Below are 25,177 nucleotides of genomic sequence, written 5' to 3' on the forward strand. Positions count from 1 at the left end.
ATTGTTGCTGCATGGGCAGCGGATCGCCCCTGCAGCAACCTCGTCCCTCGAGCCATTTTCCCGTTTCTTTCGCAAGGTTAGCGGCTTCTCACCCAACAACTACCGGTACCAGTGAGAGCACGCCCACCGTCTACAATGCGTACCAGATCTCCAAGCGCGGAAACTCATTGCGAGTCATGGCAGAAGCTGTGCGCTGGGGCAAACGCGGCGCGCGAGTCAATACGATCAGCCCCGGCATCATCTTTACCCCACTGGCGCGGGACGAACTGAGCGGCCCACGTGGCGAAGGCTACCGGCGCATGATTGACCTGAGCGCGGCAGGGCGCGGAGGAACGCCAGATGAAGTGGGCGCCTTGGGCGCACTGCTCATGGTGCCTTCATTACAGGCAGCGACTTTCTGATGGATGGCGGCGTCACGGCTGCTTACTGGTACGGCGATTTGGCCCCCAGGTAAAACCGGGAAGCCACCCCGCCGCCCCCGTCCGTTTGCGCCGCATCCCGACCGCGCTGAAAGCCTGTCGATCAGCTTCGAGTCGCACCGACTGGCCTGAAGAGTGTGCAACGTCAAACCGATGCCAGCGGTGTCCTGTAGAAAAACGAACTTCTCATGCCGCAGCATCGCATGGCCAAGTTGCTCAGGCCGGACACCATTTTGTACCCGAAAATGATGCATCGACGTTCTTGCGCAATGCCTCAACCAATAATGTAAACGCGGGAGACTGCTGACGTCGGCTGGGGAAATAAAGATGGTATCCCGCAAAAAATGGGCACCACTCATCAAGCACCTGAACAAGCTGACCGGATCGCAATTGTTCCTGCGCAACGTCCTCAAATATAAATGCCAGGCCGAAACCTTCTACCGCCGCTTGTTGCGCCAGGCGCATGTTGTTGAACGTCAACGGGCCATCAACCCGTACATTCAAGTCACGTCCTTCCTTATGGAACTCCCAAACGTAGAGAGCTCCCGATGAAGGCAAACGCACGTTGATGCACGCGTGACGAGTCAGGTCATGGGGCATCTTGATCGCTGGACTGCGCGCCAGGTACGACGGCGATCCGACGACGATCATTCGCAGGTCAGGACCGATCCGTACGGCAATCATGTCCCGATCGATCTGTTCACCCAGTCGCACTCCAGCATCGAAGCGATCAGTGACGATGTCTGTTAATGCCGCATCGGTGGATATCTCTACCTTGATGTCCGGATACTCGAGTAACAGACGTGAAACCGTGGGCCAGAGGATACCTTCAGCCGCGTGCTTGCTCGCGGTGATGCGAACGCTGCCGGCCGGTTTCTGGCGCATTTCACTCAGCTCGCTCAGTTTGGCTTCAATGTTGCCAAAGGCGGGTCGTACGGTTTCCAGTAACCGCTCTCCCGCCTCCGTCGTGGCCATACTCCGGGTGGTGCGGGCGAGCAATCTGACGCCCAGGCGTGCTTCGAGCCGGCGGATGGTCTGACTGACCGAAGACTGTGACGTAGCGAGTCGTGCGGCTGCGCGAGTGAAGCTCAGCTCCTGCGCCACGACCAGAAAAACGGCCAGATCGCCGAGTTCAGATCGATCCATTTATTATCTCAAAGTATAAGTTCATGCAGATCCTAGCATCTAATCATGTGGATGCTCTCGTTCTATATTGGACAGCCGTACTTCCCGCGACTGGTGAGTCCGGCACCATTGAGGGCGTGCTGTCGGGCATAGCGATCCAGGATCACACGCACTTTTTATTAAATGCTCACAGGATAAATACATGTTGAGTTCCATGGAGCACGCTGACGAAAGCTCAGAGATTATTGAAATCCTGAACGCCTATCACACTGCCATGGTAGAGGCTCGTTCGTCTGATCTTGATCGCTTGCTCGAACCGGATTTCTCACTGGTGCATATCACCGGTTACGTTCAACCAAAGCACGAATGGCTTGATCTTGTTTGGTCGGGAGACTTCAACTATCACCGAATAGAACTGGAACAGAATTCGCTTGAAGTCAGCGTCAAGGGAAAATGCTCCACAGTGCAAGGTCGCGGCATTTTCAACGCCAGCATTAACGGCATGACTGCGCTCTGGAGATTGAGGTTCGTTTTAGTACTCGAGAAGCATGAAGGTGTATGGATGATCGCGAGTGCCCGCTACACCACTTTCTAAAGAACTGCGTTTAAACAGTGGCTGCGATGAGCGCGCCTCGCATGCCGCGCAACGTATTCAAGGCGATACCGCTGGATAGACGCCGTTCATTAATTGGCTAGAGCCGAAGGAAATCATTATGAAGAATGAGATTGTTGTCGTAATCGGCGCCGGTGGAATTGGCCTCGCCATTGCTCGCAGGCAGAGTTTTGGCAAAACTTTATTGCTCGCCGATTTCAATGAACAGGCTTTACAGGCCGCCGCCGACACTCTACGGGGTGCGAGCTACACCGTCGAGACGCGTCTCGTGGATGTATCGTCCAGAGCGTCAGTCAAGGCACTGGCAGACGCAGCGGCAGCTTTGGGCAGCGTTGTCCAGGTGGTCAATACGGCGGGTGTATCGCCAAACATGGCGCCTGCAGACCGTGTTTTGGCAGTCGATCTGTATGGTTCTGCCGTCGTCTTCGAAGAGTTCGAGCGCGTCATTGCGCCTGGCGGCGCTGGCCTCATTATCTCGAGCATGGCGGCCCATATGATGCCAGCCCTCACTCCAGAGCAAGATCATGCGCTGGCTTTCACGCCCGCGGACGAACTGCTCGAGCTCCCGTTCCTTTCTGCGGATGCGGTTCCTAACTCCATGGTGGCTTACATGATGGCCAAACGTGCCAACAACCTTCGCGTACAGGCGGCAGCGGTGAGTTGGGGCGAGCGTGGAGCCCGGGTCAATTCAATGAGCCCTGGGATCATTGCAACGCCACTGGCGCAACACGAACTCAACTCCCCCATTGGTGACGGCTATAGAGCAATGATTGCAGCCTCCCCAGCCAAGCGCATGGCGCCGCCTGAGGAAGTCGCGATTGCCGCTGCTTATCTTCTTGGGCCTGATGCAGGCTTCGTGACGGGAAGTGATCTGCTGATCGATGGCGGAGTCATTGCGGCGATGCGTGCAGGCAAGCTGCCCACTCCGGGCTGAAAATCATGGCCTACGATTGCATGCAAAAGCGATCAACCGGATGAGTCAACTCAAGCCTGACGAGGGATATGCTCATGAAAAATCTTTCAAAAGTGATTGTCGTTATTGGCGCCGGTTCGATCGGCCAAGCCATTGCCCGCAGAGTCAGTGCCGGTAAGCACGTCTTGCTGGCAGACCTGCGACAGGAAAACGCCGATGCCGCGGCAAAGGTCTTGCTTGACGCAGGATTCGAGGTCACCACGGCCATCGTGGATGTCTCCTCTCGCGAGTCGGTTCAGGCGCTGGTGCAGACCGCAACGGCCATCGGAGAGATCACCGGCGTCATCCACGCCGCTGGTGTTTCGCCGTCTCAAGCGCCAGCAGCAACCATTTTGCGGGTTGATTTGTATGGAACGGCAGTCGTGCTTGAAGAGTTCGGCAATGTCATCGCCGAAGGCGGCTCCGCGATCGTCATCGCTTCACAATCCGGCCACCGCTTGCCCGCGTTGAGTACCGAACAAAACAAAGCGTTGGCGACAACTCCAGCGGACGATCTGCTCGCGCTCCGGATGCTTCAAGCCGATCAGGTCACCGACCCTTTGAACGCTTACCAGATATCCAAGCGCGGGAACTCGTTGCGAGTCATGGCAGAAGCTGTGCGCTGGGGCAAACGCGGCGCGCGAGTCAATACGATCAGCCCCGGCATCATCTTTACACCATTGGCGCGGGACGAACTGAGCGGCCCACGTGGCGAAGGCTACCGGCGCATGATTGACCAGAGCGCGGCAGGACGCGGTGGAACGCCAGACGAAGTGGGCGCCTTAGGCGCACTGCTCATGGGGCCTGAGGGCACATTCATTACAGGCAGCGACTTTCTGATGGATGGCGGCGTCACGGCTGCTTACTGGTACGGCGATTTGGCTCCCAAGTAAAACCGGGAAGCCACCTCACAGTCCCCCATCCGTTTACGCCGCAACGCCGGCCGTGATCCGCACCCGCTTATTTCGCCGAGGGTAGAGACAGGTGCGCAATGGCAGCTTGAGCCATTTCAATCTCGGCGATGGCGTCTTCAGCATGGTCGGGCTTGACCCAATTAAACTCAGAGTCGCCAATTATTGCGCCGATTGACTTCCTGCACAGCTCGTCGGCTTCCACGCCTTGTCGCCCAGCGACGGCCATTACCGTTTTAAGCGCTATCTCAAGCGCAACCACTCGATCTTCGCTCATGACACGCAACCCTCTCTGTAGAGCATTAAGCGTAGATCAATCCGAACTTCAATGGATCATGCTCCCCTGGGGCTAAAACGAGAAAAGCCCTGCAAGCGTAAACTTGCAGGGCTTCTTGGTTAGGCTATCTATTCAATCTTCCCCCGCACAATCCTTCCCGCCTTCACCTCATCCGCATAAGCCAAAGCACCACCCAGGCTGCCCATAGAACTGGCTCAGCGTCATCAGCTCAAGCACCACAACCATAACGCAGAATGCGACAAATCCCCGCGTGAAGACCCTGCGAGGTTTTTCGTAAGGCTGAATATTGCCGAGGACGCTGAGAAGGTCGGATAAAAGTTCAAGAAATCCCATAGATGTCTGCCGTCGCTCCTTCAATTTAACCAGCCTACAACTCGGCGGCCAGCTGACTCGTACATCTCTCAGTGAAGTGTCGCAACCCTGCGGCTCTCTCCAATCCTGATCCGATCAAGCGCCCTGTTTAACGCATCTAAGGCATCGAGGAGGGCTTTCGCCTCAGCTTCTCGGCCATCACCCCAAAGGCGTTCAGCCATTTTGTTCAGGGCCTGAATAGAGCGCTCAATTTCAGCAGCGGTAGCTGCTGCTTTACTTTCCGGCTTTTTCTTCGGCATTCAGTAACCCTTCTGCAGGGCATTGCTCTGTCTTTCAATTGTTAGCACACCAACATTCCCCGCCAAAACACATGACTCAGGATCGCGATCTATTCCGGCTTGGATCTGACAATCCTTCCCACCCTCACCTCATCAGCATAAGCAGTCAGCCGATCAGCTTGCTCATGCAGCTTCTCGATCGTCGTCATGGCCTCCAGAAGCTCTGTGCACCTGCGTTGTTTTGTCTGCCTGAAACCTCCGAGACGGCCTCCTCGATGTCGAACGTGGCAGCTTTCAAGTCGCGGCGCAGCTCTTTGCTAGGTTTGTTGGGTGCCATGGTGACCTACAAAAGACTACCGAGAAAACCTCTTACCATCTGTTGATATCAAGTAGAGCCAGTCTGAATAGGGCAGGCGGAGGATGATTTTGGTCTTTTCCACTACAGCGGCCATGATCATGCCTCGACACAATAAGCTGACGCCGCCCTGCATCCGATCGCACATGGCGTCTGGGCTGTCGACGAAATTGGTCTTGTTCAGTCTCAGCATGATTACAGTACGTCCCTCAGGCAACGCGCCGATGGGTGGCACTACGAATAGGCTTATCTGCGTGTAAATCGCAATGGCGATGAATGCGATCAAGCCCGCAATCAGTAACTTTTTCATCGGAGCTCCTTTCCTCAATTGTCACGCTGCAAGCCACTCAGCACGCAAACATCCCCCACCAGAACACATTACCCAGAATTGCAAGCTGCTGCTCCTGGATCTCGGCGAAGCTGTAATCCTCGTCTGGATGCTGGTTTCGATTGAACGATGCGCCCTTCTTGGCTCAGGGAGGATGCTGCCGAAGAGAAATTTAGCACCATTAAATCGCCACTACGAACAGGAACTGCACCGCATGAATGCCTCGGCCTGGAAGAAGGCGCGGGTCAGGGCAGCAAAGAAGTGGCAGGAAAAGTACTTAAGGCCAGCGCATGGCGGATTCTTGCGGATCCGCATTCACGACCTCAAGCATTCTTTCGGTAGACGCTTGCAACCGACTCGCGCGCACGAGCGCTGACGATCCTGAAAAGGAGAGAAGCGTAAAGGAAAAGGCCAAGGTCACTCGAAAAGTCACTATGGCAGAAACGACAAAGCCGCTCGAAAGCGGCTAAGTCATTGAAAAATATGGTCGGGACGGAGTGATTCGAACACTCGACCCCTAGCACCCCATGCTAGTGCGCTACCGGACTGCGCTACGCCCCGACTAGGCGTGAAACCTGTTCCTCATCTCGAGGAACGCTCAAGAATATATCGCAAGCTTTTGAAAACTGGAAGTATTTAAAAGCAGGAATTTATTTCTTGAGTACCACCAGAACATCTTCGAGCTCAGCGATCATCTGGCGGATCATTTGCTTGTATTGGGTGGTGTCGTCTTTGGCTTCATCGCCGGAAAGGCGCAGACGCGCTCCGCCGATGGTGAACCCCTGGTCGTAGAGCAACGCGCGGATCTGCCGGATCATCAGCACATCCTGGCGCTGATAATACCGGCGATTTCCGCGGCGCTTGACGGGGTTGAGTTGAGGAAACTCCTGCTCCCAGTAGCGCAGCACGTGCGGTTTTACCGCACAAAGCTCGCTGACTTCACCAATGGTGAAGTAGCGTTTGCCTGGGATGACGGGAAGCTCGTCGTTATGACTTGGTTCCAGCATAAGCCTCAACTCGGGCCTTCAACTTCTGCCCTGGACGAAAGGTGACCACACGGCGAGCCGTGATCGGGATTTCTTCTCCCGTTTTCGGATTGCGGCCAGGCCGCTGGCGTTTGTCACGAAGGTCGAAGTTGCCGAAACCGGACAACTTCACCTGTTCGTTGTCTTCAAGAGCGTGCCTGATTTCTTCAAAAAACAGTTCGACCAATTCCTTGGCCTCCCGCTTGTTCAGGCCCAGCTCTTCATACAGACGTTCCGCCATCTCAGCTTTCGTCAAAGCCCCCATACGTCACTTCCTTAACGTGGCGTTCAACCTTTGTTCGAGCGAGGTGAGGATGTTTTGCGTCGTGGTATTCACCTCATCGTCATTAAGAGTGCGCGATGGATGCTGCCAGGTCAAGCCAACTGCAAGGCTTTTTCTATGCGGATCAATACCTTTACCCTGATACACGTCAAATAGCCTGAGGTCCGTCAGCCATTCGCCTGCATTTTCACGGATTACTTCCAGTACGGCACTGGCTGCAACGTCTTTGTCTGCCAGCAGCGCAAGGTCACGACGCACTTCAGGAAAGCGCGACAACTCGCTGAATTTAGGCATTTTGCCCAACGCCACTTCGGCCAGCACCAGCTCGAAAACGAAGACCGGACGGTCGAGACCGAGGGTTTTCGACAATTCAGGGTGGATAGCGCCGATGTAGCCGACTACGCGACCTTCACGCTCGATGCGCGCGGTTTGACCCGGGTGCAACGCAGGGTGGCTGCCTGGTACGAATTTGAACGAATCCAGAGCACCGGCAAAGCCCAACACCGCTTCCACATCGGCTTTGACGTCGAAGAAGTCCACGGTATCGCGACCTTGGGCCCAGCCTTCCGGTAGACGGCCGCCGCAGACCACACCGGCCAGCATCGGCTCTTGCTTCAGGCCTTCCAGCTGACCGACGAAGCGCAGGCCACTTTCGAACAGACGGACGCGGTCCTGTTGGCGATTCAGGTTGTGCTGAAGCGCCTTGACCAGACCCGGCCACAGCGACGAACGCATGGCAGCCATGTCGTTGGAGATCGGGTTGGCCAGCAATAGAGGCTCGACGCCCGGGTTGAACAGTTCGAACTGCTTCGGATCGATGAAGCTGTAGGTGATCGCTTCCTGATAACCACGAGCCACCAGCAGGCGGCGCAGTTCAGGCAGATCGCTACGCGCTTCAGCCTTGGCTTGCGGTGCCAGACGGGCTTGCGGGTAGCGAACCGGCAGACGGTTGTAACCGTACAGACGGGCCAGCTCTTCGATCAGGTCGACTTCCAGGCTGATATCGAAGCGATGGCTTGGCACTTCAACGCGCCACTGCCCTGCCCCATCCGCGGAAATCTTCAGACCCAAGGCACTGAGCAGACGCTCGACTTCGGCTGAATCCATTTCCATACCCAGCATCTGGGTGATGCGCTGGGCACGCAGAGTGACCGGAGCAATCGACGGCAGGTGCTGCTCGCTGACGGTTTCGATGATCGGACCTGCTTCGCCGCCAGTGATTTCCAGCAGCAGGCCGGTGGCGCGCTCCATGGCTTCACGGGCCAGCTGCCAGTCCACGCCACGCTCGTAGCGGTGCGAGGCGTCGGTGTGCAGGCCGTAGGAACGAGCCTTGCCAGCAACGGCGATCTGATCGAAGAACGCGCTTTCCAGGAACACATCGCGAGTGGTCGCGGATACACCGCTGTGCTCGCCACCCATCACGCCGGCAATCGCCAGGGCACGGGAATGGTCGGCAATCACCAGCGTATCGCTACGCAGGCTGACTTCCTGACCGTCGAGCAGCACCAGCTTCTCGCCTTCTTCGGCCATGCGCACGCGAATGCCGCCATTGATTTCGGCAAGATCGAAAGCGTGCAGCGGTTGACCCAGTTCCAGCATCACGTAGTTGGTGATGTCGACGGCAGCGTCGATGCTGCGCACGTCAGCGCGACGCAGACGCTCGACCATCCACAGCGGCGTAGGCTTGGACAGGTCGACGTTACGGATCACGCGGCCCAGGTAACGCGGGCAAGCAGCAGGCGCCAGAACCTCAACCGAACGCACTTCATCGTGCGCGGCTGGAACACTGGCAACGACCGGGCGTGTGACTTCGGCAGCGTAGAGCGCACCGACTTCACGGGCCAGGCCGGCCAGGGACAGGCAATCACCGCGATTCGGGGTCAGGTCGACCTCGATGCTGGCGTCGTCCAGGCTCAGGTATTCACGAATGTCCTGACCGACCGGCGCATCGGCCGGCAATTCCATCAGGCCATCGTTACCTTCACCGATTTGCAGTTCGGCTTGCGAGCACAGCATGCCGTTGGACTCAACGCCACGCAGCTTGGCTTTCTTGATTTTGAAGTCGCCTGGCAGTTCGGCACCGATCATGGCGAACGGGATCTTCAGGCCCGGGCGCACGTTTGGCGCACCGCAAACTACCTGGAAGGTCTCAGCGCCATTGCTGACCTGGCAAACACGCAGCTTGTCGGCGTCCGGGTGCTGCTCGGTGCTCAGCACCTCGCCCACGACCACGCCACTGAATTCACCGGCGGCCGGAGTAACGCTATCGACCTCAAGACCGGCCATCGACAGACGAGCAACCAGCTCGTCGCGACTTACCTGCGGGCTTACCCAGCCGCGCAGCCATTGTTCACTGAATTTCATCCTGCTCTCCTAAGAATTCGTTACGACTAGCGAAATTGCGCGAGGAACCGCAAGTCGTTGTCGAAGAACAGACGCAAGTCGTTCACGCCGTAACGCAGCATGGCCAGACGTTCAACGCCCATGCCGAAGGCAAAGCCCGAAAACTCTTCCGGGTCGATCCCGGACATGCGCAGCACGTTCGGGTGAACCATGCCGCAGCCCATCACTTCCAGCCAGCCAGTCTGCTTGCAGACGCGGCAACCTTTACCGCTGCACATCACGCATTCCATGTCGACTTCGGCGGACGGCTCGGTGAACGGGAAATACGAAGGGCGGAAACGCACTGCCAGTTCTTTTTCGAAGAACACGCGCAGGAACTCTTCGATGGTCCCTTTCAGGTCAGCGAAGTTGATGTCGCGGTCGACCAGCAAGCCTTCGACCTGGTGGAACATCGGCGAGTGGGTGATATCGGAGTCGCTGCGGTACACACGGCCTGGGCAGACGATGCGGATCGGCGGCTGTTTCGATTCCATGGTGCGGACCTGTACCGGCGAGGTATGGGTGCGCAGCAACATGTTGGCATTGAAATAGAAGGTGTCATGCATCGACCGGGCCGGGTGATGGCCTGGGATGTTGAGCGCCTCGAAGTTGTGATAGTCGTCTTCGACCTCAGGGCCTTCGGCGATGCCGTAGCCGATATGGGTGAAAAACTGTTCGATACGTTCCAGAGTGCGAGTAACCGGATGCAGACCACCCGAGGTCTGACCACGGCCAGGCAGGGTCACGTCAATGGACTCGGCGGACAGTTTGGCGGCCAGATCGGCCTCTTCAAACAGTGCCTTGCGCGCATTGAGAACCTCTGTGACACGCTCCTTGGCAACGTTAATCAGGGCGCCGACTTGCGGACGCTCTTCTGCCGGCAAATTCCCCAGGGTCTTCATCACCTGAGTCAATTCGCCCTTTTTGCCAAGGTAGTGAACCCGGATTTGCTCCAGGGCATTGATATCTTCAGCGCTTTGCACAGCCTCTAGTGCTTGAGAGACCAGCGCATCCAGGTTTTCCATGTACAGACTCCAGATACAAAATAGGGGAAGAGCTTGAAGGCTCTTCCCCTATTTATGACGTTTAACACCTGGCCCCACAGAGGTGAGGCCGGGTGACTGTCGGGGGTACTTAAGCCAAGGTGGCTTTAGCTTTCTCGACAATCGCAGCAAACGCCGCTTTTTCGTTCACTGCCAGATCAGCCAGAACCTTACGGTCGATCTCGATGGACGCTTTTTTCAGGCCGGCGATGAAACGGCTGTAGGACAGACCGTTGATACGTGCACCAGCGTTGATACGAGCGATCCACAGAGCGCGGAACTGACGTTTTTTCTGACGACGGTCACGGTAGGCGTATTGGCCTGCCTTGATTACCGCTTGCTTGGCAACACGGAATACGCGCGAGCGAGCGCCGTAGTAGCCTTTAGCAAGTTTCAGAATTTTTTTGTGACGTTTACGGGCAATGACGCCACGCTTTACACGAGCCATGAGTTACTTCCTCTATTCTTAACCAAAAATTAACGAAGGCGCAGCATGCGCTCGACTTTTGCCACGTCAGACGGATGCAGCAAGCTGCTACCGCGCAGTTGACGCTTACGCTTGGTCGACATTTTGGTCAGGATGTGGCTCTTGAAAGCGTGCTTGTGCTTGATACCGTTAGCAGTTTTCAGAAACCGCTTAGCAGCACCACTTTTAGTTTTCATCTTTGGCATGTTCGGATACTCCGCATTCAGTTGATAAACATAATCGCAAGGCCTGCCGTGCCCTGTTGATTACTTCTTCTTTTTCGGGGCGATGACCATGATCAGCTGGCGTCCTTCCATCTTAGGATGCTGTTCGACCGAACCGTACTCGAGCAGGTCACCTTCAACCCGCTTGAGGAGTTCCATCCCCAGCTCCTGGTGGGCCATCTCACGGCCGCGGAATCGCAAGGATACCTTGGCCCTGTCCCCGTCACTCAGGAAACGTACCAGGTTGCGCAGTTTTACCTGGTAATCCCCTTCCTCCGTCCCTGGACGAAACTTGATTTCTTTAACCTGAATCTGCTTCTGGTTTTTCTTCGCCGCAGCAATCTGCTTCTTCTTTTCGAAGATCGATTTGCCGTAGTCCATCACACGGCAAACCGGTGGGACTGCGTCTGCGGAGATTTCTACCAGATCAAGCTTGGCTTCTTCAGCAATACGAAGCGCTTCATCAATCGAGACGATGCCAATCTGCTCGCCGTCAGCGCCAATTAACCGAACCTCGCGTGCCGAGATATTCTCGTTGATCGGGGCTTTCGGTGCAGCTCGTTTATCTTGTCTCATTTCACGCTTAATAATAATTACTCCGAATCTGGGCGACCACGCCGGGAAACCGCTTGCGCGAGGAACTCAGCGAACTGGGCGACGGGCATCGAGCCCAGGTCAGCACCTTCACGAGTACGCACAGCGACAGTCTGCATCTCGACTTCCCGATCTCCAATAACCAAGAGATAGGGAACCTTGAGCAAAGTATGCTCGCGGATTTTAAAGCCGATCTTTTCATTTCTCAAGTCAGACTTGGCACGAAAACCGCTTTGATTGAGAGTTTTTTCAACTTCAGCGGCAAAATCTGCCTGTTTATCAGTGATATTCATGATCACTGCCTGAGTCGGAGCCAGCCACGCAGGGAACGCGCCCTCGTAATGCTCGATCAGAATCCCGACGAAACGCTCGAAGGAACCCAGGATCGCCCGGTGCAACATTACCGGGTGCTTGCGACTGTTGTCTTCGGAGACGTATTCGGCTCCCAGACGGATCGGCAGGTTAAAATCGAGCTGCAAGGTACCACATTGCCAGACACGACCGAGGCAATCTTTTAGCGAGAACTCGATTTTCGGACCGTAGAAAGCACCCTCGCCTGGCTGCAGATCGTACGGCAGGCCCGCACTATCAAGGGCTGAGGCCAGCGCCGATTCTGCGCGATCCCAAAGCTCATCGGAGCCGACGCGTTTTTCCGGACGAGTGGACAGCTTCATTTCGACGTCGGTAAAGCCGAAATCGGCGTAGACATCCATGGTCAGCTTGATGAACGCAGCGGATTCGGCCTGCATCTGCTCTTCAGTACAGAAGATGTGCGCATCATCCTGGGTGAACCCGCGCACGCGCATGATGCCGTGCAGCGCACCGGACGGCTCGTTACGGTGGCAAGCACCGAATTCGGCCAGACGCATCGGCAGTTCGCGGTAGCTTTTCAGGCCCTGATTGAACACTTGCACGTGGCAAGGGCAGTTCATTGGCTTGATCGCGTAGTCGCGGCTTTCCGACTGCGTGGTGAACATGTTCTCGGCGTAGTTGGCCCAGTGCCCGGATTTCTCCCACAGGCTACGGTCAACCACTTGCGGAGTCTTGATCTCCAGGTAGCCGTTTTCACGCTGAACCTGGCGCATGTACTGCTCGAGTACCTGGTACAGGGTCCAGCCGTTCGGGTGCCAGAAAACCATGCCCGGCGCTTCTTCCTGGGTATGGAACAGGCCGAGACGCTTGCCGATCTTGCGATGGTCGCGCTTTTCAGCTTCTTCGATACGCTGGATGTAAGCCGCCAGTTGCTTCTTGTCAGCCCAGGCAGTGCCGTAAACGCGCTGCAACTGCTCGTTTTTGGCATCGCCGCGCCAGTAGGCACCGGACAGCTTGGTCAGCTTGAAGGATTTCAGGAAGCGGGTGTTCGGCACGTGCGGACCGCGGCACATGTCGACGTATTCTTCGTGATAGTACAGGCCCATGGCCTGCTCGTTCGGCATGTCTTCGACCAGGCGCAGTTTGTAGTCTTCGCCGCGACTGGTGAACACGTCGATCACTTCGGCACGCGGAGTGACTTTCTTGATGACGTCGTAATCTTTTTCGATCAGCAGGTGCATGCGCTGCTCGATCGCCGCCAGGTCGTCCGGAGTAAAAGGACGCTCGTAGGCGATGTCGTAATAGAAGCCTTCATCGATGACCGGACCGATCACCATTTTCGCCGTCGGGTACAGCTGCTTGACCGCGTGGCCAATCAGGTGAGCGCAAGAGTGGCGAATGATCTCCACCCCCTCTTCATCCTTGGGCGTGATGATTTGCAGGGTCGCGTCGCTGTCGATGACATCGCTGGCGTCAACCAGTTTGCCGTTGACCTTGCCGGCCACGGTGGCCTTGGCCAGACCGGCACCAATGGAGGCCGCGACCTCGGCTACGGAAACCGGATGATCGAAGGAACGTTGACTGCCGTCGGGAAGAGTAATAGTGGGCATGGCGCCTCCTCTCCTAGTGGTGACCCCTACCAAAGGTCACGTGGGTTGGGATGAGCAGCCAGTACGCGATTCAGTCCAGGCCATTCAATAATGAACGCCTGCCTTACAGCGGCAGGAGCCTTGCGGCCAACCGGAAACCGAACCAGAGTGACTGGAGATCAAATCAGGGTTATTCGGGTATTGGCCGCTACTGGCGAACAGATCGTCCAGAGCCTGAAAATACCCAAGCGCTGGATCCTAGCACAGATGAACGGTCGTCGCCGCGACCTTGTTTGGCCAACGCTGAATTCAGGGCTTTTGCATCAAAAAAGTGAACTTGAGATGTACGGCCCACCTCAAATAGGCTGAGAATCGCCACACATTATCGACCTCATGGAGTTCCAGCTATGCGTCTTATCCGCCTTATCGCCCTTGCCTCCCCACTGATCATGCTGCTCCCGCTGAGCGCGCAGGCTGCCTGGCCTGCCGGGGTTCGCGAAAGCTATATGAAGGACTGCGTTGGTGCCGCCAGTCAGAGCGTCGACCAGAAAACAGCCGAACAACATTGTGCCTGTGGCGCGGACAAGCTGAACGAGAAGTTTACGACTGCCGAAATCAGCGAGCTGATGAGCAAGACAAAACAGCCGAGTGCGGAGCTGCGAACCAAGGCGCTGGACGCCATTGCGGCCTGCAGAGTCGTTAAATAAGCTGCCGCAGGGCTAAAAACACCGGCCCTGGCGAGTAAAAAACAGCTGAAAAGCCACTATTTCAGACAAATTACGCAGCTTTTACAGCTTTTTTTACAGGGCGTGTATCTGGCTGAAACCCTTTTAAACCGGGGCTTCCAGCCATATACAGTGACAAAGAACAGACGATACGAAGGCAAACAGCACGTCCGGGGGGCTCCCAAATCGAACATTTCGACTATGATACTCCGGTGTGCCCAGTTGGCCTGAGCAGCACAGCACTACTGAAAATATATGTTTCTTGGAGATACACCATGTCTAATCGCCAAACCGGCACCGTTAAATGGTTCAACGATGAAAAAGGCTTCGGCTTCATCACTCCTCAAGGTGGCGGTGACGACCTGTTCGTACACTTCAAAGCTATCGAAAGCGACGGTTTCAAAAGCCTGAAAGAAGGCCAAACCGTTTCCTTCGTGGCTGAGAAAGGCCAAAAGGGTATGCAAGCTGCACAAGTTCGCCCAGAGTAATTTCCTGGCGCACTAAAAAAACCCCGTCCATGTGACGGGGTTTTTTATGGACGCAACAAAAGCCTGAAGCGATCAGCCGCAGTTGACGCGGGTAATGATCAGGCTGGCGTCGGTGTTGAGGTTCAAACGATCCGAACGGTATTCCAGAGTGATCATGTCGTTCGGCCTGAGAACTCGTGCAGTCTGCGACCCGGAACGCGTGCGGGCCTGCTCCAGCAATTCTGGCGAAGCCTTTTGGCCAACGGTGAATTCAGCAGCCTTTGCCTCACAACGGCCGCTACCAGCCTCGGCCACCACAGGGCTTTTTGCCGACTCGGAGGTACTGCTGCAACCCGCCAACATGCCGGCGACCAGCAAAGTACCCAATGACGCGAGCTTCCAAGGCATGACGCCTCCTTTTCAATAGTTGAACTGCATTCGTGCGACAGTCGTTTGGGCGTTTGGTTTCATGGTCAGTACCATCCCCCCGCCTTCAAAGCCGTCAAACACGCAAGTTTGCCTGAGCTATCACCTGCTGTTCAGTGCGCAATCGTGACTGAATATGAGCAGGCTCAGTAGATATCGATGTAATCAAAGGGTGGCTTCGGCCAGTTCTGCTTCAATGCGTTGAATATCTGCATGACCCAGACCTCATCACTGGCGGCAACCATGCCTACATACCCGGAGCCCTTGGCCCACGTCTCAAGGCGAAACAGCAGCCCGTCGATATCCGTTCCGCCGACAACACCTGACGAAATGTAGGCAATCCCTGACTTGGTGACCCGTAACTGGGTGTGCGTATCGTCGCTGGCAGACGCCAGCAGCTGGCGCACTGCCTCTAGCGTCAAGCCGTCCGGGGTATTCAAATCAATCTGCACAGCGCTGTCCTTGAAATCTACAAAGCCCAAGTGTCGCATAGCCCTCCGTTCACGCCTAAGTCGGAGTGCCAAAAGCTGCGCAAGGTGGTTAACTCGACAGACAGACTTCCCGACCTCGCGAGACACTCATGACCACCGTGACCATCGACGCCGACATCAAAGTCAGCTGGCCCCAAGGCCACAGCTCTTACAGCCCCAGCACCCCGGAAGAGCTGGCAATCATTGGCATAGACCTGCTGGTCAAGGACCTGGGCACGAAAGCCGCTCAACAGTTCATCGAACAGGTATTCGAGAAGTACCCCATCGACGACATGGGCGCCGCCCACACGTAAAGGGAGTAAAACCCCGCAGGCTGGCACCTGCGGGGGTATGACTTACTTGAGACGGGCGAGACGCGCCGTCAGCAAGTCAAAGAAGCCCTGTGCATCGCCGTTCGCGACCCAGAAGGCGTTCTTCGGAGCTTTCAGGCCGTCGTACCAGTCAACGATGGTCTGGCCAAAGGTCGGCCCTTCGCGACTGTCGACGACCACGTTCACCGCACGACCGGTAAACAGTTCCGGCTTGAGCAGGTACGCGATCACCGTAGCGTCATGCACCGGGCCACCTGGAATACCGTAGTGTTCCATGTCGCCTTTGACGTATTCGTTGAGAATATCGCCCACCAGCTTGCTGGCGTTATTGTTCAGCGCGGCAATCTGCTTCAGACGAGCATCACTGGTCAGGATCTTGTGGGTGACGTCCAGCGGCAAATAGGTCAGCTTGACACCGCTCTTGAGGACCACTTCAGCGGCATGCGGATCAGCGAACAGATTGAACTCGGCCACCGGGGTAATGTTGCCGCCGTTGAAATGCGCACCACCCATGATCACCACTTCCTTGATGCCTTGGGTGATTTCCGGATCCTGAATTAATGCCAGCGCCAGGTTGGTCTGCGGCCCGAGCATTGCGATAGTGATGCTGTGAGGCCTGGCCGCGCGCAACGTGTCAATCAGATAACTGACCGCATCGCCTTTGGCCAGACCTTTCTTCGGCTCGTGCACCGTGACACCCGACAGGCCTTCCTTGCCATGAATGTTCTCGGCATAGATTGGCGTGCGCATCAGCGGTTTCGGTGCACCCGCATAGACCGGCACCTCTTCGCGCCCAGCCCACTCGCGGGCCAGCCGCGCATTACGCGAGGTTTTGTCCAGGCGCACGTTACCGGCGACGGTGGTCAATGCGCGAATGTTCAGTTCTTCGGGCGACGCCAGGGCAAACAGCAGCGCAACGACGTCATCGGCACCCGGATCGGTGTCGATGATCAGATCAATCTTTTCCGCCGCGTGGGCGCCTGTAGCGGTGAGCAAGGACAAAAGCAGCAGACTCCGGATCAGGTGATGCAGTCTTTGAGCATAGCGGTGCATAGCGCACTCCTTGTGCGTGGGTAAATCAAATCGGGATATGGCGGACTAGAAAGTCACTCCAGCGACCAGCACGATGTTGCAGTACGGCTGACATTCGCCCGTACGAACAATCGCCCGCGCCTGTCGGCTAAGGAGCTTGAACTCGTCATGACTCAGCAACCGCCGCTGGCCCATCGCGGCATTGGCCGTCAACTCGTCGATCGCCTGCAGCGCCGGCGGCTGCTTGAGCAGGATTTCTTCGGCCAGCACATGGCTTTCCACCTGCATCTCACTGAGCACGACGCGCAAGGTACTGACAAAATCCGGAATGCCCTGGGTCAATGCCAGGTCGATCAACTCAACCCCGGGCGGCACCGGCAGACCGGCATCGCCAATCACGACCATGTCGCCATGGCCCAGAGAGGCAATCAGCCGTGACAACGCGATATTGAGCAAGGGTGTTTTTTTCATGATGCTTTAAAGGCCTGTACGTCTGACAAGGAAGGAATCGAGGGTTGCGCACCGGCCCGCGTCACCGACAAGGCGGCGGCGACCTGACCAAAACGAATGGCCTCGACTTCGCTTTTGCCAGCGGCCAGGGCCGCGGCAAAACCGCCGACAAAGGTGTCGCCAGCCGCGGTGGTGTCGACTGCCTTGACCTTGGGTGCCGGAAAATGTTCAACACTCTGTCCGTTGGCGAACAATGAACCCAGGGGCCCCAACGTGATGATGACCTTGCCGGCACCGGCGGCGATCAATCGGCTCGCGGCCAGCTCGGCGCTCTCCAGAGAGTCCACCGGCAAACCGCTCAGGGCCGAAGCTTCGCTTTCATTGGGGATCAGGTAATCGACTGACGAATACCAGTCGGCCGGCAATGGGCTCGTTGCCGGCGCCGGATTCAGGATCACCGTCTTGCCCAGCTCACGACCACGCTTGAGAACATAACCAACCGTGTGCATCGGCACTTCCAGCTGACAGATGATCACGTCGGCCGCCGCAAGCACCGTATCGAACCCCGCGACCATGCCAGGTGTCAGCTGACCGTTGGCACCCGCAACGATGACAATCGCATTCTGGCTGTTGTCATCGACCACGATCAGCGCCACGCCGCTGGAACCCTCGACCGATGTCAGCGCCTGACAATCGATCTGTTCTGCCAGCAGCGCAGCGCGCAACTGCTCGCCATAAGCATCGTCACCCACGCAGCCGATCATCGACACCTGCGCACCCAGTCGGGCAGACGCGACCGCCTGATTAGCGCCCTTGCCGCCCGACACGGTGGCAAACGACTCGCCATGCAGCGTTTCTCCTGCATGCGGCAACCGCTGGGCGCGGGTTACCAGGTCCATGTTCAGACTGCCTACAACCACTACTTTTGCTGGCATACATCCCTACTCATCAATTCGCTTCAGCGGTATTGGTCGAATACGCCGGCCAGCGGCGCGGTCGACTCTCGCATGACAATGCTGGGCCTCACGATCCGCTGATCGGTCGCCAGTTCAGGGGTCGCGATCCGTCGCAACAGGACCTCCGCAGCCATTTCGCCAAGCTGCAGGATCGACTGGCCGACGGTGGTCAGCGCTGGATAGACATAACGGCTCATCTGAATATCGTCGAAACCGATGACCGACAGCTCGCTGGGCACCCGGACATTGCGCTCGGCGGCGGCCCGCAGTACGCCGATACCGATCATGTCGTTGCCGGCAAAAATTGCGCTGGGCGGGTTCTTTTCCAGCAATATTGTCGCCGCGCTGTAACCACCGGTGCTGGTGAAATCACTTTCGAGCATCCGCTCTTTCGGCACTTCGACGCCTGCCTCTTGCAAGGCCCGGCAGTAACCTGCCAGACGCATCTGCGCCACGCTGGTATGTGCCGGACCGCCGATGGTGGCGATGTCGCGATGGCCCAGTTCGAGCAAATGCCGGGTCGCAAGATAAGCGCCGTATTCATGATCGATGCGCACCATGTCCGCATCGAGCCCCTCCAACCCACGGTCGACGATCACCATCGGCGTACGCACGCCCGCTAGCCCTTGCGCCAACCCGCTATCGCCGCCAGCGGACGCGACAATCAGCCCGTCAATGCGTTTTTCCAACAGCACGCGCAGGTAACTGCGCTGCTTGTCCGGGTTGTCGTCGGAGTTGCAGAGGATCACGCAATAGCCATTACGCTCGCAGTAATCTTCGATACCACGGGCCAACTCCGCGAAGTACGGGTTGAGGCTGTTGGGCACCAGCAGACCGATGGTCGCGGTGGTTTTTGCTTTGAGCGAGCGCGCCACGGCACTGGGCACGTAGTCCAGGCTTTTGATCGCGGCCTCGACCTTGAGCCGAGCTTCTTCACTGACCGGCCGGGTCTTGTTTACCACGTGGGAAACCGTGGTGTAGGAGATCCCCGCGAGCGCTGCTACATCCTTGATCGTTGCCATGATTCAGCTCCGTCGACTTGCACGTTGGCTGCGGTAGGTGTCCAACACCACTGCAACCACGATCACTGCGCCGGTGATGATACGTTTGGTCGGTTCGGTCGCGCCGATTTGCGCCAACCCGGCAGCCAGTACAGAAATGATCAAGACACCGAAGAAGGTGCTGATCACCGAGCCACGACCGCCCATCAGGCTGGTGCCACCGATCACCACGGCAGCGATGACTTGCAGCTCCAGGCCGGAACCGGCATTCGGGTCCGCCGCTTCCAGACGCGAAATCTGGAACAGCGCGGCAATACCCGCCAGCAACCCCATCAGGCTGAACACCAGAATCTTGTAGGGTTTTGGGTTGATACCCGCCAGACGCACAGCTTCCTCGTTGGTGCCGATACCGATCAGGTAGCGACCGAACACGGTACGGGTCAACACCGCCTGGGCGATGAAGATAACCAGCAACGCGATAATGAATGACGGTGAAATACCCAAGGCAATCGGATTGGACAGCCAGGCAAAGGCATCACCGATGTAGGCCGTGCGCGAGCCTGTCATCTGATAGGCAACGCCGCGAGCCATCTCCAGCACACCCAGCGAAACAATGAATGACGGGATGCGCCAGGCCACAGTGATTGAACCGGTGATGGTCCCGGCCGCTGCGGCAGCGGCCATGCCCAGCAGCGCTGCCGGCAAGACGCTCCAACCCCAGCCGAGGATTGCCACGCTGACGGTCGAGCCCGCCAAGGCCAGTACCGAACCCACCGAAAGGTCGATGCCGCCGATGATCAACACGAACGTCATGCCGACTGCGAGCACCATCAGGTCCGGGATCTGGTTGGCCAGCGTGCTGAAAGTGTCATAAGAGAGGAAATGGCTGCTCAAGACCGAGAACAGCGCAATCATCGCCAGCAAGGCACCGGCCAGGCCAAGGTAGGTACCGAGGCCGTAAAAATTGCCACTACGCTTGCCAGCAGACACTACGGGTTTGCCAGCAGACATTGCAGTTTTCATGGGAGATCCCTAGGCGCCGCTTCATGGAGCAACGCATCACGTTTTTGGTAGCCGGCAAAAGCGGCGGCAAGCAAATCATCCTGAGTCCAGCTGTCGCGTTCGAAGGTGTCGATCAAGCGTCCGGCCGACAACACGCCAATACGGTCGCAAATCAACATCAGCTCGCGCAGATCGCTGGACACCACCACCAGCGCCTTGCCCTGGCGCGTCAACTCGCCGAGCAACGCATAAATATCGAACTTGGCACCGACATCGATACCGCGAGTCGGCTCATCGAACAACAGCACCGAACACTCGCGCTCAAGCCAGCGGCCGATCACCACCTTCTGTTGATTGCCACCCGACAGCTCGCTAACCAGTTGCGCAGGACTGGAACTGCGAATGCGCATGGCATCGATCTGACGCTGCGCCAGCGCCATCTCGTCACCCGCATTCACAATGCCACCACTGGAGATCATCGGCATATTGCCCAGGGCGATGTTGGCGCTGATCGACTGAGTCAGTAGCAGGCCTTCGCCTTTGCGATCCTCGGTGATCAGGGCAATGCCGTGACCGACCGCATCGGCGGGCGAACGAATGCTCACCACTTGCGCCGGCGAACCCAGCGCGACCGTGCCACTGTCTGCCGCATCGGCACCGAAGATCAGCCGCAGCAGCTCCGTACGCCCTGCCCCGATCAAACCGGATATTCCGAAAATCTCGCCGCTGCGCACCTCGAAAGACACATCGCGAACCTTGTCCGAACGACTCAGTCCTTTGACGGTCAGCGCCGGTGCACCGATGTGTCGAGGGCCCAGATCGATGTGCTCGCCCAACTCGCGGCCGACCATCAGATTAACCAGTTGCTCGCTGTTGTAGTTGGCCATCGGCTCGACGCAGACCAGATTGCCGTCACGCAATACCGCGATGCGCTGAGCAACCCGCGCCAGCTCTTCCAGCCGATGGGAAATGTAAATGATCGCCACGCCACGGGCTTGCAGGCGGGTGATTTGCTCGAAGAGCATCTCGACTTCGCGAGCCGTCAACATCGCCGTCGGCTCATCGAGAATCAGTACATGGCAGTCGCCGATCAGGTTGCGCGCGATCTCGACCATTTGCTGATGACCGATCCCCAGCTCACCGACCAGCGTGTCCGGATCGATCGCATCGAGCCCGACCTGAGCCATCGCGGCGATTGCCGCTTTGCGCAGTTGCTTGCGGCTAATCCATCCGCCATTGCTGGGCAGGTTATCGAGAAACAGGTTTTCCGCGACAGACAAGGTCGGCAGCAGATTGAGCTCCTGCATGACCATGCGTATGCCCAGCTCTTCAGCCTGGGTTCGGCTGCCAGGACGGTAATCGCGTCCCTGGAATTGCATTTGACCGGTGGTCGGAGTGACTAGCCCGCCAATGATTTTCGACAGCGTGCTTTTGCCAGCACCGTTCTCGCCGGTCAACGCCAGCACTTCACCACGCATCAGCGTCAGGTCAATGCCGGTCAACACCGGTTGCGCATACGTCTTGCCGACACCGCTGACCGAAAGGACTGCGTTCGGGGCACAAACTGACATAAAAAACTCTCCATGCGCTCGCCCTTCCGAGCGAGCGCCGTTGTGTCGCCAGAATGACTACTTGGTAACCAGCTCAACCGGAGTTTCGATTACGCCATTGGTGCCACTGTCGACCTTCTCGCCCTTGAGTATTTTCAGTGCGGTTTCAATGCCAAACACTGCTTGCTTGGCGGCAAACTGATCGGCAGTCGCCAATACGCGGCCGTCCTTGAGCATTGGTTTGATGGCATTGATATTGTCGTAACCGACCACTTGCACCTTGCCCGCCTTGCCTGCTGCGCGCACCGCCGAAACGGCACCGACCGCCATGCTGTCGTTACCCGCCAGCAGGGCCTTGGTTTCCGGGTACTCGCTGAGTATCGAGGCGGCAACCTTGTTGCCTTTATCGATTTCCCAGTCACCGGACTGCAACGAGACGACCTTGATCTGCGCCGCTTCCATTGCATCCTTGAAGCCAGCGGTGCGAGCCTGGGCATTGGTGGTGGTGGAAACACCTTCGATGATGCCGACTTCGTCACCGGCCTTCAGCTGTTTGGCCAGGTACTCGCCGACCAGACGCGCGCCTTTGCGGTTATCCGGGCCTACGAACGGTACGGTCATGTTCTTGCTTTTGACGACGGCCGGGTCCAGCTGATTGTCGATGTTGATCACAGTGATACCGGCATCGATAGCTTTCTTGATCACCGGAACCATAGCCTTGGAGTCAGCTGGCGCAATGACCAGCGCATTGACCTTGGCCAGAATCATTTGCTCGACGATGCGCGTCTGGCCAGCCGTGTCCGTTTCGTCCTTGATCCCGTTGGAGATCAGCTCGAAATCGGCAGGATGTTCTTTCTGGTAATCCTTGGCGCCGTCTTCCATGGTCAGGAAGAACTCGTTGGCCAGTGACTTCATGACCAGCGCGACTTTAGGTTTTTCAGTGTCGGCGAAGGCCGAAGAGAGGGGCAAAACGGTGGATGCGGCAGCCAGCATAGCGACAGCGAGAAGACGTCCAGCGAATGGCAGCTTCATGAGTTCACTCCGATCTTATGATTATTGTGAGCAACGCTTATGCATACGCTTCAAATCCGTTCACCAGCGCTCTGATACGTGGGAACGAGGATCGCCGGCCAACTGGGATCAAACCGTCGACCGGCTCGCGCAAACGTTTGCGTAGACCGAACTATGCGAACCCTGCTGACATTTGTCAACGGCCAGAAAAAGCCGTCTTGTGATCTGGTTGGCGAAAAAAACGGCAATGTCGATTATGCCGTGGTGTTGACCACCGAACCGCTATTGGCCCCCTTGCCCAGCTCCTTGACCAGGCTGCTGCTCACCTCCATCAGCGCACCGTTGGTTTGAGCGATCTGCCCCTGAATCGCCATGACCGCGGTGGTCTTGGCTTCCGGCGTCGGATATGACGCCGCTTGGGCAGCCTCCAGTTGCTGTTGTTGCTGACGCAATTGTTCTTGCAGTTCCTTCATGCGTTTGAGCAGCATCTTCACCGTGATGCTTTGGTTACCACCGTCATCCGCCTGGGTCTCCGCGCCCGGGTTTTGCCCTACCGGGCCTGTCCTGACTTGCTTGCTGTCACCTTCCTTGCCACCCGCCAGTTGCGTCGCGGCGTCTGTCGCCGCATCGTTAAATGCGTTGATTGTAGCGAGCGATTTACCGGCAATTGTGATGCCGCCCGCGTTTGGAAAACCAACTGAAATGGACATATAAGCTCCTGCACAAAAAATGATCCTGAAAGGATCATCGACCCCTGAACCATTTTCTTTAGCACTAATGCCCTGTCGAAAATGTGGGAATCCTAGATTTGCGTTGTAGGAGATATCGGGCAACCGAACACTTCCCTTACACATATTCGGAAACCCGGACGACAATCGCCTCGATCACCATCAAAACCAAACAATAAATTGATATAAATCATAAGGTTAAAAAAATTTTCAATCCAAAGTATGACTGGTACAGATCCTGCTCTTACTGGGTACCCCGGCATACAGATCTGCTTGGGGTGTTTCTAGATGAACCTGCATCAGCACCGTCATCACTACTAGAGAGAAAACAATGAAATCTGCCTTTAACACCTTTATTCCGGGCGCTTTGGCCCTCCTGCTGCTCCTCCCCACTGCACTGCAAGCAAAAGAAGTCGAAACCAAACAGAAACTGGCAAACGTGGTCGTCCTGGCTACAGGCGGCACGATTGCAGGTGCTGGCGCCAGCTCGGCCAACAGTGCTACGTACCAGGCCGCAAAAGTCGGGATCGAGCAGTTGATCGCCGGCATCCCTGAACTGAGCCAACTGGCCAATGTTCGCGGCGAGCAAGTGATGCAAATCGCCTCCGAAAGCATCACCAACGAAAACCTGCTGCAACTGGGCCGCCGCGTGGCCGAACTGGCCGACAGCAAAGACGTCGATGGCATCGTTATCACTCACGGCACCGACACCCTGGAAGAGACCGCCTACTTCCTGAACCTGGTGGAAAAAACCGACAAGCCAATCGTCGTTGTCGGCTCGATGCGCCCAGGCACCGCGATGTCGGCTGACGGCATGCTCAACCTGTACAACGCCGTTGCCGTAGCCGGCAGCAAAGATGCTCGCGGCAAAGGCGTGCTGGTCACCATGAACGATGAGATCCAGTCGGGTCGTGATGTCAGCAAAATGATCAACATCAAGACTGAAGCGTTCAAAAGCGCGTGGGGCCCATTGGGCATGGTAGTCGAAGGCAAATCCTACTGGTTCCGCATGCCAGCCAAGCGTCACACCATGGATTCGGAGTTCGACATCAAAACCATCAAGAGCCTGCCTGACGTCGAAATCGCCTATTCCTATGGCAATGTCGACGGCACTGCTTACAAGGCCCTGGCCCAATCTGGCGCCAAAGCCATCATCCATGCCGGCACCGGCAATGGCTCGGTGTCTTCGCGTGTCGTCCCGACCTTGCAAGCACTGCGCAAGGATGGCGTGCAGATCATTCGTTCTTCCCACGTCAATGCCGGCGGCTTTGTCCTGCGCAACGCCGAACAGCCAGACGACAAGTATGACTGGGTTGTTGCGCATGACCTGAACCCGCAAAAAGCCCGCATCCTGACGATGGTCGCACTGACCAAGACGTCGGACAGCAAAGAGCTGCAACGGATGTTCTGGGAATACTGATTGATTGCGTCCGGCCTGATCCGGTCGGACGCTTGCCCCTCCACTCGCCCGTTCGGGCGAGTGATCTACCTCGCGCCTTCCCTGCCGTTACTTCTGAA

At 57.0% G+C, this 25,177-nt stretch carries 29 protein-coding genes, 1 tRNA gene and 3 pseudogenes; 9 read left to right on the forward strand and 24 right to left on the reverse strand.

Annotation, left to right across the window (positions count from 1 at the left end; genetic code table 11):
• Positions 1-134: 134 nt before the first annotated feature.
• Positions 135-454: pseudogene (locus tag AC1DIG_RS04330) on the forward strand (SDR family oxidoreductase); the annotation flags it as partial.
• A gap of 181 nt (positions 455-635) precedes the next feature.
• Here AC1DIG_RS04330 and AC1DIG_RS04335 read toward each other — a convergent pair.
• A complete protein-coding gene (locus AC1DIG_RS04335; RefSeq protein WP_477766302.1) occupies positions 636-1,565 on the reverse strand; it encodes a LysR family transcriptional regulator in 930 nt (309 codons plus the stop codon).
• Positions 1,566-1,746: 181 nt separating this feature from the next.
• Between AC1DIG_RS04335 and AC1DIG_RS04340 the strand changes: the two genes are divergently transcribed.
• The 3 genes from AC1DIG_RS04340 to AC1DIG_RS04350 all read left to right on the forward strand — a co-directional run bounded on the left by AC1DIG_RS04340 (position 1,747) and on the right by AC1DIG_RS04350 (position 4,002).
• Positions 1,747-2,139: a nuclear transport factor 2 family protein gene (locus AC1DIG_RS04340; RefSeq protein WP_477766303.1), complete on the forward strand. Its 393-nt coding sequence runs from the start codon at positions 1,747-1,749 to the stop codon at positions 2,137-2,139.
• A gap of 118 nt (positions 2,140-2,257) precedes the next feature.
• The gene (locus tag AC1DIG_RS04345) at positions 2,258-3,091 is read left to right on the forward strand and encodes an SDR family oxidoreductase (protein WP_477766304.1); all 834 of its coding nucleotides are present in this window, start codon (positions 2,258-2,260) and stop codon (positions 3,089-3,091) included.
• A gap of 74 nt (positions 3,092-3,165) precedes the next feature.
• Positions 3,166-4,002 (forward strand): SDR family oxidoreductase, encoded by an 837-nt coding sequence (locus AC1DIG_RS04350; RefSeq protein WP_477766305.1) that lies wholly within the window; start codon positions 3,166-3,168, stop codon positions 4,000-4,002.
• A gap of 67 nt (positions 4,003-4,069) precedes the next feature.
• Here the strand turns inward: AC1DIG_RS04350 and AC1DIG_RS04355 are convergent, their stop codons facing one another.
• The 4 genes and pseudogenes from AC1DIG_RS04355 to AC1DIG_RS04370 form a co-directional block, all read right to left on the reverse strand.
• Entirely contained in the window at positions 4,070-4,297 is a 228-nt protein-coding gene (locus tag AC1DIG_RS04355) for a hypothetical protein (RefSeq protein WP_477766306.1), read from the reverse strand.
• Positions 4,298-4,719: 422 nt separating this feature from the next.
• Entirely contained in the window at positions 4,720-4,929 is a 210-nt protein-coding gene (locus tag AC1DIG_RS04360; protein WP_477766307.1) for a hypothetical protein, read from the reverse strand.
• Between the two features lie 332 nt (positions 4,930-5,261).
• Positions 5,262-5,573: a hypothetical protein gene (locus AC1DIG_RS04365; RefSeq protein WP_477766308.1), complete on the reverse strand. Its 312-nt coding sequence runs from the start codon at positions 5,571-5,573 to the stop codon at positions 5,262-5,264.
• A 37-nt stretch (positions 5,574-5,610) separates the two neighbouring features.
• A pseudogene (locus AC1DIG_RS04370) lies at positions 5,611-5,721 on the reverse strand (XRE family transcriptional regulator); the annotation flags it as partial.
• A 75-nt stretch (positions 5,722-5,796) separates the two neighbouring features.
• Between AC1DIG_RS04370 and AC1DIG_RS04375 the strand changes: the two are divergent.
• Positions 5,797-5,943: pseudogene (locus AC1DIG_RS04375) on the forward strand (tyrosine-type recombinase/integrase); the annotation flags it as partial.
• A 132-nt stretch (positions 5,944-6,075) separates the two neighbouring features.
• Here AC1DIG_RS04375 and AC1DIG_RS04380 read toward each other — a convergent pair.
• The 9 genes from AC1DIG_RS04380 to thrS form a co-directional block, all read right to left on the reverse strand.
• Positions 6,076-6,152, reverse strand: a tRNA-Pro gene (locus AC1DIG_RS04380).
• Between the two features lie 89 nt (positions 6,153-6,241).
• Positions 6,242-6,598: a MerR family transcriptional regulator gene (locus AC1DIG_RS04385; RefSeq protein WP_003179985.1), complete on the reverse strand. Its 357-nt coding sequence runs from the start codon at positions 6,596-6,598 to the stop codon at positions 6,242-6,244.
• Entirely contained in the window at positions 6,579-6,881 is a 303-nt protein-coding gene (ihfA, locus tag AC1DIG_RS04390; protein WP_002553164.1) for an integration host factor subunit alpha, read from the reverse strand. The genes AC1DIG_RS04385 and ihfA overlap by 20 nt, the downstream gene beginning before the upstream one ends.
• A 3-nt stretch (positions 6,882-6,884) precedes the next feature.
• The gene (gene pheT, locus AC1DIG_RS04395) at positions 6,885-9,263 is read right to left on the reverse strand and encodes a phenylalanine--tRNA ligase subunit beta (protein WP_477766309.1); all 2,379 of its coding nucleotides are present in this window, start codon (positions 9,261-9,263) and stop codon (positions 6,885-6,887) included.
• Positions 9,264-9,289: 26 nt separating this feature from the next.
• Positions 9,290-10,306 (reverse strand): phenylalanine--tRNA ligase subunit alpha, encoded by a 1,017-nt coding sequence (pheS, locus tag AC1DIG_RS04400; RefSeq protein ID WP_007905876.1) that lies wholly within the window; start codon positions 10,304-10,306, stop codon positions 9,290-9,292.
• Positions 10,307-10,415: 109 nt separating this feature from the next.
• Entirely contained in the window at positions 10,416-10,772 is a 357-nt protein-coding gene (rplT, locus tag AC1DIG_RS04405; RefSeq protein ID WP_007905879.1) for a 50S ribosomal protein L20, read from the reverse strand.
• 29 nt (positions 10,773-10,801) lie between these two features.
• On the reverse strand, positions 10,802-10,996 hold the full coding sequence (rpmI, locus tag AC1DIG_RS04410; RefSeq protein WP_002553160.1) for a 50S ribosomal protein L35: 195 nt from the start codon (positions 10,994-10,996) through the stop codon (positions 10,802-10,804).
• Between the two features lie 60 nt (positions 10,997-11,056).
• Positions 11,057-11,608, reverse strand: coding sequence for a translation initiation factor IF-3 (gene infC / locus AC1DIG_RS04415; protein WP_169843736.1), 552 nt, complete (start codon positions 11,606-11,608; stop codon positions 11,057-11,059).
• Complete coding sequence (thrS, locus tag AC1DIG_RS04420; RefSeq protein ID WP_019692640.1) at positions 11,608-13,530, reverse strand: threonine--tRNA ligase; 1,923 nt, start codon at positions 13,528-13,530, stop codon at positions 11,608-11,610. Before thrS ends, infC begins: the two co-directional genes overlap by 1 nt.
• Before the next feature lie 386 nt (positions 13,531-13,916).
• Here thrS and AC1DIG_RS04425 point away from each other — a divergent pair, with 386 nt between their 5' ends.
• Together AC1DIG_RS04425 and AC1DIG_RS04430 are read left to right on the forward strand one after the other, a co-directional pair.
• Positions 13,917-14,216: a hypothetical protein gene (locus tag AC1DIG_RS04425; protein ID WP_145021239.1), complete on the forward strand. Its 300-nt coding sequence runs from the start codon at positions 13,917-13,919 to the stop codon at positions 14,214-14,216.
• Between the two features lie 293 nt (positions 14,217-14,509).
• Entirely contained in the window at positions 14,510-14,722 is a 213-nt protein-coding gene (locus AC1DIG_RS04430; RefSeq protein WP_003179963.1) for a cold-shock protein, read from the forward strand.
• Between the two features lie 72 nt (positions 14,723-14,794).
• On the opposite strand, the gene AC1DIG_RS04435 is transcribed toward AC1DIG_RS04430, so the two are convergent.
• Together AC1DIG_RS04435 and AC1DIG_RS04440 are read right to left on the reverse strand one after the other, a co-directional pair.
• Positions 14,795-15,109 (reverse strand): I78 family peptidase inhibitor, encoded by a 315-nt coding sequence (locus tag AC1DIG_RS04435; RefSeq protein WP_477766310.1) that lies wholly within the window; start codon positions 15,107-15,109, stop codon positions 14,795-14,797.
• A gap of 164 nt (positions 15,110-15,273) precedes the next feature.
• Positions 15,274-15,579, reverse strand: a complete 306-nt coding sequence (locus AC1DIG_RS04440) for a hypothetical protein (protein ID WP_054598288.1) — start codon at positions 15,577-15,579, stop codon at positions 15,274-15,276.
• A 128-nt stretch (positions 15,580-15,707) separates the two neighbouring features.
• Here AC1DIG_RS04440 and AC1DIG_RS04445 point away from each other — a divergent pair, with 128 nt between their 5' ends.
• Positions 15,708-15,911 (forward strand): hypothetical protein, encoded by a 204-nt coding sequence (locus AC1DIG_RS04445; RefSeq protein ID WP_054596657.1) that lies wholly within the window; start codon positions 15,708-15,710, stop codon positions 15,909-15,911.
• A gap of 42 nt (positions 15,912-15,953) precedes the next feature.
• On the opposite strand, the gene AC1DIG_RS04450 is transcribed toward AC1DIG_RS04445, so the two are convergent.
• From AC1DIG_RS04450 to AC1DIG_RS04485, 8 genes are all read right to left on the reverse strand, one after another.
• The gene (locus tag AC1DIG_RS04450; protein ID WP_477766311.1) at positions 15,954-16,982 is read right to left on the reverse strand and encodes a nucleoside hydrolase; all 1,029 of its coding nucleotides are present in this window, start codon (positions 16,980-16,982) and stop codon (positions 15,954-15,956) included.
• Positions 16,983-17,027: 45 nt separating this feature from the next.
• The gene (gene rbsD, locus AC1DIG_RS04455) at positions 17,028-17,432 is read right to left on the reverse strand and encodes a D-ribose pyranase (protein ID WP_477766312.1); all 405 of its coding nucleotides are present in this window, start codon (positions 17,430-17,432) and stop codon (positions 17,028-17,030) included.
• Entirely contained in the window at positions 17,429-18,346 is a 918-nt protein-coding gene (gene rbsK, locus AC1DIG_RS04460; RefSeq protein ID WP_477766313.1) for a ribokinase, read from the reverse strand. Before rbsK ends, rbsD begins: the two co-directional genes overlap by 4 nt.
• A 23-nt stretch (positions 18,347-18,369) precedes the next feature.
• The gene (locus AC1DIG_RS04465) at positions 18,370-19,389 is read right to left on the reverse strand and encodes a LacI family DNA-binding transcriptional regulator (RefSeq protein ID WP_477766314.1); all 1,020 of its coding nucleotides are present in this window, start codon (positions 19,387-19,389) and stop codon (positions 18,370-18,372) included.
• Positions 19,390-19,392: 3 nt separating this feature from the next.
• Positions 19,393-20,391, reverse strand: a complete 999-nt coding sequence (locus AC1DIG_RS04470) for an ABC transporter permease (protein WP_477766315.1) — start codon at positions 20,389-20,391, stop codon at positions 19,393-19,395.
• Positions 20,388-21,941, reverse strand: coding sequence for a sugar ABC transporter ATP-binding protein (locus AC1DIG_RS04475; protein ID WP_477766316.1), 1,554 nt, complete (start codon positions 21,939-21,941; stop codon positions 20,388-20,390). The genes AC1DIG_RS04470 and AC1DIG_RS04475 overlap by 4 nt, the downstream gene beginning before the upstream one ends.
• 57 nt (positions 21,942-21,998) lie before the next feature.
• Positions 21,999-22,952 (reverse strand): substrate-binding domain-containing protein, encoded by a 954-nt coding sequence (locus AC1DIG_RS04480; RefSeq protein ID WP_477766317.1) that lies wholly within the window; start codon positions 22,950-22,952, stop codon positions 21,999-22,001.
• A 233-nt stretch (positions 22,953-23,185) separates the two neighbouring features.
• Positions 23,186-23,641 carry a hypothetical protein gene (locus tag AC1DIG_RS04485; protein ID WP_477766470.1) on the reverse strand — a complete coding sequence of 152 codons (456 nt, stop codon included), beginning with the start codon at positions 23,639-23,641 and terminating at the stop codon, positions 23,186-23,188.
• A gap of 349 nt (positions 23,642-23,990) precedes the next feature.
• On the opposite strand from AC1DIG_RS04485, the gene AC1DIG_RS04490 reads away from it, so the two are divergent.
• The gene (locus AC1DIG_RS04490; RefSeq protein ID WP_477766318.1) at positions 23,991-25,079 is read left to right on the forward strand and encodes an asparaginase; all 1,089 of its coding nucleotides are present in this window, start codon (positions 23,991-23,993) and stop codon (positions 25,077-25,079) included.
• Positions 25,080-25,177 lie beyond the last annotated feature (98 nt).

The organism is Pseudomonas sp. 05N431, assembly GCF_056397005.1.